Here is a 13,675-nt window from a genome sequence, read left to right as displayed (position 1 = left end):
AGTTATGGACCGACTGGGCACTCCAACTGATAGCGCTCAAACCCCATAAACATCGCTATTTTCAGCGTGGTCTCTATGCTCTATCCCTGATGCAGCAAGCTCTTTAGGTACGTTGTCACCCGTTAAGGGGCTGTGGGGAACATTTACCCCCTCATCCCCTAACCCACCTTCTGCTCTACCCCGAACCCTACCAGGGCCAGGGTGTCCATCGGCTCGCCCTCAGCGGGGCGCCTGTAGTTGAGAATGCGGCGAATGCGCATGGTGGGGTTAACCAACAAAATAGAATCCACCGAAACCACACGGGTGTAGGGCGTAGTCATCAATAGCTCGCGGTTGCTCTGGTCGTAGGTGAAGGTGGAGATAATGGGGCGATCTTCTTCGTAGGCGCGATCGCGCAGATAGTCCCCGCTCAGCACAGTGCCCTGCTGAGATTTAGGCACAAATAAAGCCCGCAGTTCTTGGGAAACTTCTTCGCCCTTGTCAGACACCGTGTGGAAGGCCAACTGAAAACCAGGCAGCTGATCGATGTTATCGACCTCGCCATAGCTGTTGTCGGCCAGCACCTTGCGTCGCAGTTCAGCGGTAATGGCTTCGACTCGGAAATCGGTGTGCGATCGCTCTACATCTCGCTGAGCGATGTAGTGATAGGTGCGTTCAATGGCCCAATGACCGATACAGCAGTCAAAAAAATAGGTGATGTCGGCTAAGTCCATAGCGCTGACCTCAGAGCATGCTTGGCAGTTCTTAAGGTACCAGGGTTTGCCAATGCCCTGACCGCCGCACCCGAGGGTGGGGTCAAAAAATCGCCTTCCCAAGCCCTTCGTTAAGTATTAATGCTTACAGATTCTTCCGGTGAACTGCGTAGGATAGGCGGCAAGCTCAAGCCCCTACCCCTACGGGGTAATTGTCGGGCCTCTCCCTTACCACTATGATGGAGAGATGCGAGGTTAAGAAATTTAACAATTCCCTCTCTCGGATTGACTTTCATTACCTTATGCCCTGCCTGGATAATTGACTATGCCTTTTTCCACCGACATCGCCCGCATTTTAGCTGAGCCCCTAGTCCTGGCGTTCTTTCGAGAAACTGCCGGAGAATGGCTCTCAGAGCGACGTTACTACACGCTAAAAAGTGGCGAAACCCAGGAAGTCGTTAGCCAAATCTCCATCGAGTTTCTCGAGGCTGGCGCGCCTCAGTTGCTACAACTCGCCGACCTGCATCAGACTGACCCTCGCCAACCGCTGCTCTGCGGTACCACTGTGTCGTGGGAGAGCGACTACGTCGGCACCGGCAAAAAGCCGGTGGTGGGCAGCACCGTCTTTGGCGTCCGAGGCACCACACTGTATCGCGATCGCGGGTTCGCCACGTCTAAGCCGGTAACGGCTCAATATCATTTCAACGACAACCGCACCCTGGTGCTCAAGACCCAGTACAACAACTCCAGTTTTGAAGAAGAGATTCGCTTGATTGGTCAGCGTTACCGCACGCGCCAAACGGTTATTTCTCGCGCTGGAGAAGAAATCATGATTGGGCAATACCTAGAAACTCGGCGCTAGGCGCAACCCCTAGACTCCCGCCAGATGGGTAAAGAGCGCAACCCCTCGTCCAGGTATCGCCGAGGGCCAATATGAGTCAGCCCCAATTCATCTATCCAAACTTACGGTAGGAATAGCCTAGCGCAAGGCTTCGACCACCACAGGGCTAACGAGTCCCCAGTGGGGAGTTCCTTGGCCGGTGGTCAGGCTGACCCAGCCCAGCCCTTCACTGGTGCCCACCCAGAGTTTATTGCCGGTATTGGGTGAAATCGACAGAATGCGGCTGGAGGGTAGTGAGGGTACCTCTCCCAGCAGTGCTCCATTGTCGGGGTTGAGCTTAAATAGCCCGCTCGTGGTGCCAACCCACACGCTCCCAGCCTGATCAAACTCAATGGTTTTCACGCTGCGGCTCCGCATCGATCCTACCGATCGCACCAGTTCAGCGCGTACTGGGTCGACCACGAATAGGCCGCTGGCGGTGCCTACCCAGAGGTTTCCCCTCGGCCCCAGAGTCAGCGCCTGAATGGCGCCCCCTGGCAAGTTATCGACCTCGTCGATGGGGCGGGCGCTGGCCGTATTGATCTTCGTCAGGCCGTTCAGGGTGCCCACCCAAAGATGATTGTTGCCGTCGAGGGCTAGGGCATTGGCGCTCACACCGGGCAGCCGCTGCACGGTGGTCATCAGCAGACCGCGATCGGGGCTGATCATCGCTAGGCCGCGATCGGTACCGGCCCAGAGAAAACCGCGACTATCTATTAATAATGACAGCACCCGGTTTGAGGGCAGCTGAAAATTTTGAGCAGTAATAGCGTTGGTACGAGGGTCAACCCTCGCCAGTCCGTCGAAGGTGCCGACCCATACCCGCCCCACCCGGTCTTGGGCCAAGGACTCAATCGTGCGACTGGGAATGCGCACCTGTTGTAACACTCGCCCACTCTCTGGATCAATGCGCGAGAGGCCCGCCCAAGAACCTACCCACAGGTCACCGGTAAAGTCGGGCTGGAGCGCGGTGACCCGATAGTCGTTGGTGATGGGGGCTTGGGCAAGGGGGCTCGGCAGCGAGGTCGGGCCGACCGCTGGGGGCAGGGGGTAAACCCCTCCGGAGGCAAGCGTTAGCGACGATAGAAGCAGCAGGCTTAACATAATCTCTCCCCACGGTTTGCGATCACGAGCAACAGCCCCTAATAGATTGCTCCTTAAGGCTTTAGAGCACCTCAAGCGTTACAGTATATCGACAATCCCAGGGGGTGGCGTGGCGATCTATAATTTGTTGCCCAGCACTCCTTGGGCACAGAATAGGGCTAGCTTCAAAGAACTTGAAGAACCCACACCTTGGTTCACCTACATTCATAACTTAAGGTTATGAATGTATACAGATCTTCCAAAATTAAACTTATCCATTCGCTGATAGTATGCTAAAGCATAAGGTAATGAAGAATACTTAAAGCACTTGCAGGGCAACTGTTTTGGGAGTTGCTTTGGTGTCTTTTCTATCGTCTTGGTTTGACGTGGACATCTGAGTGGGGCTCGGGCCGAGCAAAGGCTTCCTTTACATAAGGAGGCTTCTTTGTGCGCGGTCGGGCCGCAGAGGTTCGCTTGAGGGATTTCTTAGATTCACAGGAAGGGAGATATGTCTTACTCTCAGACAACGACTCAATCAAAAGCTGGATACAGCGCCGGGGTTAAGGACTACAAACTGACCTACTACACTCCAGACTACACACCTAAAGATACGGACATTCTGGCGGCGTTCCGGATGACTCCACAGCCCGGCGTTCCTCCCGAGGAGTGTGCGGCGGCTGTGGCCGCTGAGTCCTCGACGGGTACCTGGACCACGGTATGGACTGACCTCTTGACCGATATGGATCGGTACAAGGGTCGCTGCTACGATATCGAGCCCGTGCCCGGTGAAGACAATCAGTACATCTGCTATGTGGCCTACCCCCTCGACCTGTTTGAGGAAGGCTCGGTCACCAACCTGCTGACCTCTCTGGTCGGTAACGTGTTTGGGTTTAAGGCCCTGCGTGCCCTGCGTCTCGAAGACCTGCGCGTTCCTGTGGCTTACCTGAAGACTTTCCAAGGGCCTCCCCACGGCATTCAGGTAGAGCGCGATCGCCTCAACAAGTATGGTCGCCCGCTGCTGGGCTGCACCATTAAGCCCAAGCTGGGTCTGTCGGCTAAAAACTATGGCCGGGCCGTGTACGAGTGCCTACGCGGTGGTCTCGACTTCACCAAGGATGACGAGAACATCAACTCGCAGCCCTTCCAGCGCTGGCGCGATCGCTTCCTGTTTGTAGCCGATGCGATCCATAAATCCCAGGCTGAAACCGGTGAAATCAAGGGTCACTACCTCAACGTCACCGCTGCCACCTGCGAAGAGATGCTGAAGCGGGCTGAGTACGCTAAAGAACTCAACATGCCCATTGTCATGCACGACTTCCTCACCGGGGGCTTTACCGCCAACACCACCCTGTCCCACTGGTGTCGCGACAACGGCATGCTGCTGCACATTCACCGCGCCATGCACGCGGTGATCGACCGCCAGAAGAACCACGGTATCCACTTCCGGGTGCTGGGCAAGTGTCTGCGTATGTCGGGCGGTGACCACATTCACACTGGCACCGTGGTGGGCAAGCTGGAGGGCGACCGGGCCGGCACCCTGGGCTTTGTAGACCTGCTGCGTGAAAACTACATCGAGCAAGACAAGTCTCGCGGTATCTACTTCACCCAAGACTGGGCCTCCATGGGCGGCGTCATGGCCGTGGCCTCCGGTGGTATCCACGTGTGGCACATGCCCGCGCTGGTCGAAATCTTCGGCGATGACTCGGTGCTGCAGTTTGGTGGGGGTACTCTGGGCCACCCCTGGGGTAACGCACCCGGTGCGGCTGCTAACCGCGTCGCCCTCGAAGCTTGCGTTCAGGCCCGTAACGAAGGCCGTGACCTGGCCCGCGAAGGTGGCGACATCATCCGCGAAGCTTGCAAGTGGTCGCCTGAACTGGCCGCCGCCTGCGAACTGTGGAAGGAAATCAAGTTCGAGTTCGATACCGTTGACACCATCTAACGCTGCGATCGGGTGCTGCGGTACTCGATTTGGGGCGGCTGGGGTGGGTTGGCTAGTCCGGCGATCGCAGGCTCTCAAAATCCTTGAGAATGCTGCCTAAGTTACCGAATCTTTCCATCATTCGGGCTTAGATCGGGGCTACCAACCGCCCTTGGGCGGGGGTCTACGTCAATCGTTCGAGAGCCACCGATGGACCTTAAGCAATCGGCTAAAGACACCGCTAAGGTGCTCACTAGCTACCTGACGTTTCAGGCTGTGAAAACAGTGCTGAATCAGCTAAAGGAAACCAACCCCGCCGATGCCTACTGGCTAAATACCTTTTCGACTAAAGAAGCGCTTCAGGATGGCGAAGCTTACCTGAACGTGCTCCTGAGGGAGAAGGCCGATCTGGCCATGCGAATTATGACCGTGCGGCAGCACATTGCGGAGGGTATCTGCGAGTTTCTGCCCGAAATGGTCGTAACTGGCATCCAACAAGCCAATATGGAGCATCGCCGCCAACATTTAGAGCGTATTACTCAGTTTGGGAATGCCGACCGCGCAGTGGATTCTGACTATTCTGGGGACGCCGACGTACCTCATGAATCTACCGCTGATGCCGACCCTCCCGCCGCCGAGTAGCCTCAAATACGCCAGCGATAGCGCTTTTCCGTTTAGTTCACGGCTCAGCCGATTCTAAATTAGTTAACCCAGCGAGGAATCATGAAAACTCTGCCTAAAGAGCGTCGTTTTGAAACGATGTCCTACCTGCCCCCTCTGACCGATGCTCAGATTGAGCGGCAAATTGCCTACATTCTCAAACAGGGCTATTTCCCGGCCATCGAGTTTGACGAAGAGTCGAACCCTGAGACCTACTACTGGACCATGTGGAAGCTGCCCCTGTTTAACGCCACCTCTACCCAGGAAGTGCTGAGTGAGGTTCAGGCCTGTCGCTCTGAGTACTCCAACTGCTACATCCGGGTAGTGGGGTTTGACAACGTTAAGCAGTGCCAAATTGCCAGCTTCATCGTGCACAAGCCCGGGGCTAGCAGCGGCAGCTCTTATCGCTACTAAGGTCTTTCCTGTAACGGGTTAGGCAACGACACAAAAGACGGAGAGGAGTTCCTCTCCGTCTTTTGTGTTTTGGAGTGCTGCTGAGTTGAGTCAGGTTTTGTACCCAACCCTGTTTGGTTACACCTCTGATGCTTGCGATCGCTCGCAGCGGCTTTTTTACCGAGGCAGCTTTGTCATTACTGTCCTGCTTCGAAGATCTGGTTGGCCGTTAGCCGCAAATTGGGAAACCCTGGCGAGCATGGAGCTCGTACCGCCCGGTTTCTGGCAACCAGGCCAAAAACTCTTGCCCGCTCATGGGTTGCTGAGATAATGCCTGAACCATGGGTTTGACTCATAGAGGCATGGGCTAAGTTGGCTAAATTTCTCATCAACGACCAGCATAGCCTTCAGCTTGATTCTACAATCTGGACTTAGCCTAGCGATCGCCACAGATAGCCAAAAGCTGATGATCGAGCTCAGATAGGGTTGCGATCGCATGCATCCCATCCAGCTGAATCGACGTGCCGCCGCCACCAACACTGGCTACAGCCGTATCCCCAGCCAAGGCAACAGAATAGAGAGTTTCTGTCTGGTCATAGGCATTGGTAACCACCAGATTGAGGGCGCTACCACCCACGGTGCCGCGCACGCAGTCAAAGGATGATGAGGGCTGGTACACAGCTCCATTCAACTGTCCGTTAGTAGCCTCAAACACCAGATAGACCGCGCCAATAGTATTAGTCACAGGCGATTCGCCATAGAGATAGGTGCCATTGGCCAGAACTGGAGTGCTGCCTATGGCACCCTGGCCAGCCATAGCAGCTAGGCCAACTACTGCTGCCGTTGCCGTTGCCAATCGTCCTAGGCTAGTCTGAATGCGGTGCCTCCAGGAAAGGGACTCGGGTTGGGTAACAAGCTGGGGGGAAGAAGCCATGACGGGGGGGTTCACGCGACATATTTAATATCCCGCGACGGGTAGATAGACGTGGTGATAGACCTCCAGAACTCAGGTGATATCGGTAGGGTGAAGGTGTGATCTAGATCAGTCTGACGGTCAATATTCATGCAAAAAAGAGGAAGGAGCGTCGGCTCCTTCCTCTGAGTTATGGATTTAAAGGGTTGGAATAACTGGCCCTAAGCCTCTTCAAGGCGAGCGTAGAAAACACCCTGAACCTTGATATCTACCGGCTCAGCTGTACCCATATCGGTATCAGAAGGCTGCTCGGCTTCAAAGGTGCCAGCGATTTCGCCAGAACTGCCATCAATCTTCGAAACCCGCAGAGACATATGTCCCTGGCCAATATCGAAGGCTTTGGTATTCTCCTTTACATACTCTTCACTATCGCCGCTGGCAGGCAACGCTACAGCCGTATCGTAGCCAGTCGCCAAGCCACGACCTTTCGGGTCGAGGAAGTTAGAAGTGCGATAGGAAGGGACTTTGTAGTCACCTTCAAAGTCAGTAGAGGTGGTCAAAGCGTTTTGCCCGGGCTGAGACTGAGCCATCAACCCCTTGACGGTAAACAGGAACGGCTCCTGCTGTCCGCCCGGAAGCTGTACCGTGATGGCCTGAAAATCCATGCCGCCCTTTTCAGCGAACAGTAGGCTACCGTCGGGCTGGAGAGATACATCACCGCGCACCTGGTCAAGGCTAGACGTGTAGCGAGTCAGCACCTTGCCCGGCACATAGGAGGCTTCTTGGCGCTTGGAGGCTTCTTCCTTGACGAAGTAAGCAGTAGGCTCAATACACATACCTACCAGTTTATAAGTCTTGCCATTCTCGAGGGGAATGCTGCCTCGGGTCATTTCAGAAAGCTGGGGGCACTTATTGGCTAGGCCGGTGTTTCGAATCTGGTCATAGGTTAAAGGCACACTACTGGTGGCACTGGGCGCTTCGCTACAGGCTGTCAGTACACTCAGACAGATGGCCAAGAACGCAACTAAGAGGGCGCGATACCTCATGGTCTACCTCAAAATTTAATATGTAAAAGGCGCTGTCAAACTAGTCAAATAATTGCGACAGCCAACGGCTCTGGGCTGCTATGGCACCAACTAGAATGTCCCCGGCGCGATAAACCCTGGGGACACATCTTTGACCGCCGCGAGCAATTCGGAGTCATCTCCGCCTTAAACCGCGCAACAACGCTAGGTTTGCCCTCAGCCAGTAGAGCCTCAAGTAAGCATTCTACATGGCTCTGGATCTCTTTCCTATTAATCTGAGGCCTTGGAACCCCATAGAGCACCCCAGGAGAACCAATCCAGATAGCCTCGGCATCCTTAGATAACCCCATCAGAGCTTTACAAATTCTTGGAGTAGCCTTCATGGGTGGGCAGATAGCATTAAGCTGTTTGACAAATTCTGTGCTTGTTCTATGGCTCATTACCCTCCCACCGATCGCAGCAGCCCCCTCCCGGAGGATTTAGACCAGTTATCTCAACGTATCGACCAAGCCGCTATCAAACGCCAGGGCCATAGCACTGATTTGCTGGCACTGCTACGGCTGCTAGAAAAACATCACCGCGATATTTGTGAAACGCTTTTTTACGACGCTTTACCCGATAACCGCCAACACCTGTACGCCATGCTGAGGGATATTGAGATCAATGGCGGCTGGCCTTACATTCAACGCATGAAGCTCCAGGCACTACTGGCCAATATCCCTGATTTAGACCTAGAGGCGACATTTTCTAGATCTGGCCCATCGTTAGAGGAAGACAAGTTCCCAGCCCGAGATGCCTAGGCCAATTCAGCGCTTCGCAGAGGAAACCGTGATCGGCCCGCCGAATTTCGCTATGATGTCTTCCTTAACAGGGATTTCACCGAGTGGCGCAGCTCAAAGCCGCTGCCCTGTCTAATGTTTGTTGATTTTAAAGACAATACGCGACACCTAGGCACGGTAAATCATCTCTATGGCTAGCCTTTTTTTTACTGCCAAAGCCCATGGTTTGCTACTGCGGTGGATCCGCCCGCTTCTATACCACGGCATTGCCTTGACCTCTGGGTTGGTAGCCTTGGGGGTGTTGCCGATTGCAGAAACAGGGCAAGCTTGGGCACTCAATGCCTACTGCCAGGTCACCCAAGCCGATGCCCTAGCCAAAGAGAATTTGCGCAAATCTGCCCTCAGTGGAGATAGCACAGCGCAGGAACAGTATCAGGCGATGGTACGCCAGCATACCGAAGCACTTCGCCAGTGCCGCAGTAGTACTTGGCCCCAGCGCCAGGCGGTGTGGGTGAGATTGTATCCCTGCGACCTACAGCCTGGCATTTTAGATGCCCTGTTTGATCGCATGGTTAATCTGGGCTACAACGAGGTCTATGTCGAGGCATTCTATGGCGGTCAGGTACTACTGCCCCAGGCCGACAACCCGACAGTCTGGCCTTCGGTGGTGCAGGCCGCAGGCTATGAGCGTCGCGATCTGCTGGCAGAGGCGATCGCCACGGGACGGCAGCGAGGGCTGCGGGTGGATGCTTGGGTATTTGCCCTCAATTTTGGCTACTCCTATGGGTTGAGGACTGACCGCCAGCAGGTACTGGCCGTCAATGGCCGTGGCCAAACCACCTACAGCTATGCTAAAGAAGGGGCCTCAAGCAACCCCGATGAGGTGTTTGTCGACCCTTACCACTCCCAAGCCCAGGCCGACTATGCCAGCATGCTGGGAGCTGTGCTGCGCCGTCAGCCCGACGGTGTGCTGTTTGACTATGTGCGCTATCCCCGCGGGGTTGGCCCCAACTCAGTGGCTGATAGCGTTGACGATCTGTGGATCTATGGCCAAGCCTCCCGCGATGTCTTCTTTCAGCGGGCAGTCAACCAGCAGGGTCTAGAACTAATGCGTCGTTATATCAGCCGTGGTCATCTGATCGATAGCGACATTCAAGATGTGCGCAATCTCTATCCCAACGAACCGGAGCCGCTATGGCAGAGTCGTGTCCCCTCGCCACCCCTACAAGCAGACCAAGAGCGGCCCACCCCAGCTAGCCTCAGGCCCCGACTGCAGGCTGAGCTGTGGCAGCTGAGTGTGGCCCACGCGGTGCAGGGGATCGTCGATTTTGTCAAAATGGCTGGAGAGCAGGCGCGACGCACGGGCATTCCATCCGGGGCGGTTTTCTTTCCCGAGGGTAACCAGACCGTGGGCACCGGGGGCTACGACTCACGCCTGCAATATTGGGAAAGATTTCCCACCTGGATGACCTGGCACCCGATGGCCTACGCCGTGTGTGGCAATACGGGCTGTATTTTAGACGGGGTGCGGCGGGTACAGACCATGATCCCTAGCGGTGCTGCCCCCATTGTGAGCCCGGCTCTGGCTGGTATTTGGGGCCAGGCCACCCACAACCGCCCCGCCCTTGAGACCCAAATGGAGGCCCTGCGGCGATCGGCTCCCAACATCAACAACGTCAGCCACTTTGCCTATTCCTGGCAAGATCCTGAGTTTGACCGGGTGAGAAAGTTCTGCTCGCTGTAGCAGCCTGGGTTCAACCGTCAGGGCTGCACCTTTAACAACGGCTGTCTCGATCGCAGCCCACTCAAGCAACTAGCCATATTTGGCGATCAGGTGGTTTAGATCCTGCTGCATCTGGTTGTAAACCTGCTCATAGCAGGCCTCTACATAGTTGCGATCGCGGGCGGCCTCGGCACCATAGTGCTCAAAATAGATCGGGGCACCCACCCGGGTAGCCATCGGCCAGGGCCAGGGGATGTTGGGCCAGGGGCCAAAGGCGAGTCCCCAGGGGAGCCCCAAATAGATGGGGAAGACTTCTGGATCGATACCCCACAACCAGGGCAGGCCCAATTGATGGAGTCGCTCCATCAGGGGATAGATATCGGCTAAGACCAGTAGGGTATCGTGAGCCCCCCAGGAAACCGCCGGAACAATGGGCAGATGGCGCTTGAGAGCGATTTTGATAAAGCCTTTGCGATCGCAGAGGTGAATTTGATCGCGCTGGCTATGGGGCCGAAAGACATCCTGCGCCCCGCCGGGATAGACCAGAATACTGGCACCGCGATCGAGGGCCGCCAGGGCCATCTTGGGGTGGGCGGCGATCGCCCCAGCCCGTTCCGCCAGCTTCGCCAGGGGCGGAAAGACCTGCCATACCGTAGGGTGCGTGAGACCGTAGACGGCGCGATCGCTGCCAAAGCGCTGCACCCAGTCGTAGATCATCATGAACATATCCGGCGCTCCCAACCCCCCGTTGTGGGAACCAACAATCATCACTTGACCAGCGGGAATCTGCTCCCAGCCTTCGGTCTGAACATGAAAGTAGTGCTCATAGAACCAGCCCCATAGCGGCTGAAAGGCTTGAATAAAGTCGGGATTACGACGATCTAACGACCAGCCTGGGACAGACGTTGCCATAGGGCTGTAATGCTTCATTTAGGAGGTTTTTTCTAACCATACCTTAGGGGTGTAGGGGCGAGTACTCCCTAACCTCTTCGGAATGGCTAACCTCTATAGCCTAGAGGTTAGGCCCCGTTTGCAATCTCCTTGCTTTAGCAAACCATGGGCTAGACCAGCCGCAGCAGGTTTTGTATGGGCAGAGCTTTTGTCAAGCTAATGTCGCGGCAAATGCTGATCAAACAAAATTCTAATGGAGTACGTTCCACTGCTTTGGTCTGAATAGCTTACTGTGCAGTACTTATAGCCATCAGCAACTTTGCGAGAGCCATTGAAACCATGCAGCTCAAACTCCTTTGCCGGGATGATTCGGTTACTAGAGCCTAGCGCTAGCAATGAGATCTTCCACGTATCAGGTGGAGGAAATAGAGCAATAGGAAAAGTTCTCTGCTTACCACTCAAAAAGCCAGAGTCTAAAGAAATTTCTTGAATCAACTGATCATCAGCACCGTGGGAAAAAAGTATGCGGTTATAAACCAGACCAATATTAACCGGAATATTATTAACCCGATTAAACACGCGAGTATCAGGATTATAATAATAAGCCACTTCCACACCATTCCATCGCCGGGCTCCAGACCGGTCACGGTCAGAAGGATCAGAAATATTGTGAGCCTCTACCACATTTGGTTTAGCCAGTTGGGTAATGATCTGCTGCGATCGTACCCACTCGCTATCGACATATTTCTGGCGATCGCCCTGGGTCTGTATCTCGATCCTGTAGTTTCCAGCAGGAAGGGTATTAGATCCCAACTTTAAAGAGCCCTGAGTGCTTGTTCCTGGTTCCATAAGCACTGGGAAGACCCTATCCACAACATCCCCAGACTCCGCAACAACCAGCCTTAAACGATACCCCGTAGCCCCTGGGATGGGCTCTGCCCAAGCTACCTCTAGAAAACCATTATCAGGCTGAGCAAAAGAATATTGGTTAGCTCTATAGGCTACTGACGTCAACACAACCGGGGCGAGTTGGATAAGTTGTGAAAGGCTAAGATCAACGGCATGCTTCAAGCTTGCCCAGGGGCTACTTTTTCTCCATATATTTTGAGTCGATGGGGTATTCATGAGAGGCTACCTATTGACTTGAGTCATCCCCATTGGCTCGCACTTCTACATCATAGGTACCCACTGGTATGTCTTCAGGAATTGGTAACGATGCCTCAGTGACATCCCCCTGATCGACCCCTTGTAAATCAACCACAGTCTCAGGATTAGCTGCGTCCCTCAGTTGGATGGAGTAGCCCGTTGCACCAGAGATAGCCTCTTTCCAAGACACTTTAAGCATGCCATCTTCGCGGGTAGCTGAGGTTATTTCAACCGGGTCGAGTTGAACCACTGTAAATGAGCCTGGGAAGACAGCCCAGTCGCTATTTTTGTTCCAAACAGCACTTTGAGGGTCAGGATTAGTTGCCATGGGTTTGAATTTGAACTCTATAGGAATGAGCGGCTAAGCCATCTGGAATGGTGAGAGAAGCCTGGGTCGCGTTTCCTGACGAAATAACAACAGGGGGCACAGCCTCGACATTCTCCAAGGCGTTGTTCTGGTCAACCAGTTTTACGGTATATCCTGTAGCCCCTGTAATCGCCTGTTTCCAGGTAACGGTTAAGGTATTTTGAGCATAGGTTAGCGATGTGATTTCAACAGGCGGCAGTTGCGTGACCGTAAACTTTGCCTCGGTGGGTTGAAATCTACCCTCAGAGGTCTGAGGCTGAAAAGAAACCTGATACTCACCAACCTGAAGATTCTTAGGGATTTGAATAGAGGCCTGAACCTGGGTTCCTTGAGCCGGAATATGTTGAGAAATTGGATGTTGGCCGCTTTGAAGGCTGGTCAGTTTGATGTCATAGCCTGTCACTTCAGAGAGAGGGCGGGGCCAAGATATGCTCAACTCTCCGCTGCTATAGCTGAGGCCTGAAATCGCTATAGGAGGTAATAAAATTCCAGGAATATTGGGAGGCGGTTCTGGTTTCTTGCCTGGAGGCTTTTTAGAACCACCATCGCCTGATCCGTTGCCGTCACCTCCGCCGTTTACTTCATGGGGTTCAGACACATTCTGGCGGTCAATGGACCTGATCAAATGCCTAATTCCCTGGCTAGATACCGCCCCTAATCCATAAACAATACCGATGATGACAGGAATCCACGGGATTTCCGGAATATCAGGAGGATCGTCAGGATCGTCAGGACGACGTGTCGCACAAATAGAATCGGCGTCCTTTATCTTTTCATCCAGACTTTCATAAGGTTTATCAGCCTCCCCGTCAGGAGTTGTTTCTACTGCATATAAATCAGCGGGGCCATCTATAAAAAAGCAGATCAGCCAAGGCTGATCTGCCTGTTTTTTCAGATAGACACCAAATGAATTGGAGTCTTTATCTCCCTCAAAATCCTTTAGAAATTGTTTGACATTACCATGAAATAAATCCTGGAAGGTCTGTATAACACCTCCTCCAGAGAGCGCACCAGCAATAATCATGCGCTTCTGCTCGAGACAGATTTCAGCAACCAGTTGCTTAATAGTTATATCTAATAAGTAGCTAGGCGCAATTAAATATAAAACGTTCCAGCGGATAATCACCGGCTTTACTGCGGGCTTCCATGCCGTCAATGACGGTCATGGCTAAGTCATATTCATTATCAAACATCTGGCCCGCAAT

14 protein-coding genes are annotated in these 13,675 nt (G+C 54.0%); 6 read left to right on the top strand and 8 right to left on the bottom strand.

The window, feature by feature from the left end; translation table 11 throughout:
• Window positions 1-158: 158 nt before the first annotated feature.
• Window positions 159-713: a phycobiliprotein lyase gene (locus IQ254_RS24710; protein ID WP_193968818.1), complete on the bottom strand. Its 555-nt coding sequence runs from the start codon at window positions 711-713 to the stop codon at window positions 159-161.
• A 304-nt stretch (window positions 714-1,017) separates the two neighbouring features.
• Between IQ254_RS24710 and IQ254_RS24705 the strand changes: the two genes are divergently transcribed.
• Entirely contained in the window at window positions 1,018-1,554 is a 537-nt protein-coding gene (locus IQ254_RS24705) for a phycobiliprotein lyase (protein WP_193968817.1), read from the top strand.
• A 117-nt stretch (window positions 1,555-1,671) separates the two neighbouring features.
• On the opposite strand, the gene IQ254_RS24700 is transcribed toward IQ254_RS24705, so the two are convergent.
• Window positions 1,672-2,676 carry a two-component regulator propeller domain-containing protein gene (locus IQ254_RS24700; RefSeq protein ID WP_193968816.1) on the bottom strand — a complete coding sequence of 335 codons (1,005 nt, stop codon included), beginning with the start codon at window positions 2,674-2,676 and terminating at the stop codon, window positions 1,672-1,674.
• Between the two features lie 487 nt (window positions 2,677-3,163).
• Here IQ254_RS24700 and IQ254_RS24695 point away from each other — a divergent pair, with 487 nt between their 5' ends.
• From IQ254_RS24695 to IQ254_RS24685, 3 genes are all read left to right on the top strand, one after another.
• Window positions 3,164-4,594, top strand: a complete 1,431-nt coding sequence (locus tag IQ254_RS24695) for a form I ribulose bisphosphate carboxylase large subunit (RefSeq protein WP_193968815.1) — start codon at window positions 3,164-3,166, stop codon at window positions 4,592-4,594.
• Between the two features lie 189 nt (window positions 4,595-4,783).
• Window positions 4,784-5,215 (top strand): chaperonin family protein RbcX, encoded by a 432-nt coding sequence (locus IQ254_RS24690; RefSeq protein ID WP_193968814.1) that lies wholly within the window; start codon window positions 4,784-4,786, stop codon window positions 5,213-5,215.
• Window positions 5,216-5,296: 81 nt separating this feature from the next.
• A complete protein-coding gene (locus tag IQ254_RS24685; RefSeq protein ID WP_193968813.1) occupies window positions 5,297-5,647 on the top strand; it encodes a ribulose bisphosphate carboxylase small subunit in 351 nt (116 codons plus the stop codon).
• Window positions 5,648-6,062: 415 nt separating this feature from the next.
• Here IQ254_RS24685 and IQ254_RS24680 read toward each other — a convergent pair whose 3' ends face one another.
• Together IQ254_RS24680 and IQ254_RS24675 are read right to left on the bottom strand one after the other, a co-directional pair.
• Entirely contained in the window at window positions 6,063-6,560 is a 498-nt protein-coding gene (locus tag IQ254_RS24680; protein WP_193968812.1) for a hypothetical protein, read from the bottom strand.
• Between the two features lie 200 nt (window positions 6,561-6,760).
• Complete coding sequence (locus IQ254_RS24675; RefSeq protein WP_193968811.1) at window positions 6,761-7,585, bottom strand: photosystem II manganese-stabilizing polypeptide; 825 nt, start codon at window positions 7,583-7,585, stop codon at window positions 6,761-6,763.
• A 410-nt stretch (window positions 7,586-7,995) separates the two neighbouring features.
• Between IQ254_RS24675 and IQ254_RS24670 the strand changes: the two genes are divergently transcribed.
• Both IQ254_RS24670 and IQ254_RS24665 read left to right on the top strand, forming a co-directional pair.
• A complete protein-coding gene (locus tag IQ254_RS24670; protein ID WP_193968810.1) occupies window positions 7,996-8,364 on the top strand; it encodes a hypothetical protein in 369 nt (122 codons plus the stop codon).
• A 169-nt stretch (window positions 8,365-8,533) separates the two neighbouring features.
• Window positions 8,534-10,087 carry a hypothetical protein gene (locus IQ254_RS24665; protein ID WP_193968809.1) on the top strand — a complete coding sequence of 518 codons (1,554 nt, stop codon included), beginning with the start codon at window positions 8,534-8,536 and terminating at the stop codon, window positions 10,085-10,087.
• Between the two features lie 69 nt (window positions 10,088-10,156).
• Here IQ254_RS24665 and IQ254_RS24660 read toward each other — a convergent pair whose 3' ends face one another.
• The 4 genes from IQ254_RS24660 to IQ254_RS24645 all read right to left on the bottom strand — a co-directional run bounded on the left by IQ254_RS24660 (window position 10,157) and on the right by IQ254_RS24645 (window position 13,596).
• The gene (locus IQ254_RS24660; protein WP_228041064.1) at window positions 10,157-10,978 is read right to left on the bottom strand and encodes a lysophospholipid acyltransferase family protein; all 822 of its coding nucleotides are present in this window, start codon (window positions 10,976-10,978) and stop codon (window positions 10,157-10,159) included.
• Window positions 10,979-11,173: 195 nt separating this feature from the next.
• Window positions 11,174-12,082: a hypothetical protein gene (locus IQ254_RS24655; protein ID WP_193968807.1), complete on the bottom strand. Its 909-nt coding sequence runs from the start codon at window positions 12,080-12,082 to the stop codon at window positions 11,174-11,176.
• A gap of 10 nt (window positions 12,083-12,092) precedes the next feature.
• Window positions 12,093-12,431, bottom strand: a complete 339-nt coding sequence (locus IQ254_RS24650) for a hypothetical protein (protein WP_193968806.1) — start codon at window positions 12,429-12,431, stop codon at window positions 12,093-12,095.
• Complete coding sequence (locus tag IQ254_RS24645) at window positions 12,421-13,596, bottom strand: hypothetical protein (protein WP_193968805.1); 1,176 nt, start codon at window positions 13,594-13,596, stop codon at window positions 12,421-12,423. The genes IQ254_RS24650 and IQ254_RS24645 overlap by 11 nt, the downstream gene beginning before the upstream one ends.
• Between the last annotated feature and the right edge of the window lie 79 nt (window positions 13,597-13,675).

The sequence above is a fragment of the Nodosilinea sp. LEGE 07088 genome (assembly GCF_015207395.1).
Taxonomy (GTDB): Bacteria; Cyanobacteriota; Cyanobacteriia; order Phormidesmidales; family Phormidesmidaceae; genus Nodosilinea.
This window is presented reverse-complemented; position numbering and strand designations above follow the sequence as displayed.

Excerpts from the sequence above, each read along its gene's own strand:
- IQ254_RS24710 (WP_193968818.1), bottom strand. The coding sequence starts at position 713 with ATGGACTTAGCCGACATCACCTATTTTTTTGACTGCTGTATCGGTCAT.
- IQ254_RS24705 (WP_193968817.1), top strand. The coding sequence starts at position 1,018 with ATGCCTTTTTCCACCGACATCGCCCGCATTTTAGCTGAGCCCCTAGTC.
- IQ254_RS24700 (WP_193968816.1), bottom strand. The coding sequence starts at position 2,676 with ATGTTAAGCCTGCTGCTTCTATCGTCGCTAACGCTTGCCTCCGGAGGG.
- IQ254_RS24695 (WP_193968815.1), top strand. The coding sequence starts at position 3,164 with ATGTCTTACTCTCAGACAACGACTCAATCAAAAGCTGGATACAGCGCC.
- IQ254_RS24690 (WP_193968814.1), top strand. The coding sequence starts at position 4,784 with ATGGACCTTAAGCAATCGGCTAAAGACACCGCTAAGGTGCTCACTAGC.
- IQ254_RS24685 (WP_193968813.1), top strand. The coding sequence starts at position 5,297 with ATGAAAACTCTGCCTAAAGAGCGTCGTTTTGAAACGATGTCCTACCTG.
- IQ254_RS24680 (WP_193968812.1), bottom strand. The coding sequence starts at position 6,560 with ATGGCTTCTTCCCCCCAGCTTGTTACCCAACCCGAGTCCCTTTCCTGG.
- IQ254_RS24675 (WP_193968811.1), bottom strand. The coding sequence starts at position 7,585 with ATGAGGTATCGCGCCCTCTTAGTTGCGTTCTTGGCCATCTGTCTGAGT.
- IQ254_RS24670 (WP_193968810.1), top strand. The coding sequence starts at position 7,996 with ATGGCTCATTACCCTCCCACCGATCGCAGCAGCCCCCTCCCGGAGGAT.
- IQ254_RS24665 (WP_193968809.1), top strand. The coding sequence starts at position 8,534 with ATGGCTAGCCTTTTTTTTACTGCCAAAGCCCATGGTTTGCTACTGCGG.
- IQ254_RS24660 (WP_228041064.1), bottom strand. The coding sequence starts at position 10,978 with ATGGCAACGTCTGTCCCAGGCTGGTCGTTAGATCGTCGTAATCCCGAC.
- IQ254_RS24655 (WP_193968807.1), bottom strand. The coding sequence starts at position 12,082 with ATGAATACCCCATCGACTCAAAATATATGGAGAAAAAGTAGCCCCTGG.
- IQ254_RS24650 (WP_193968806.1), bottom strand. The coding sequence starts at position 12,431 with ATGGCAACTAATCCTGACCCTCAAAGTGCTGTTTGGAACAAAAATAGC.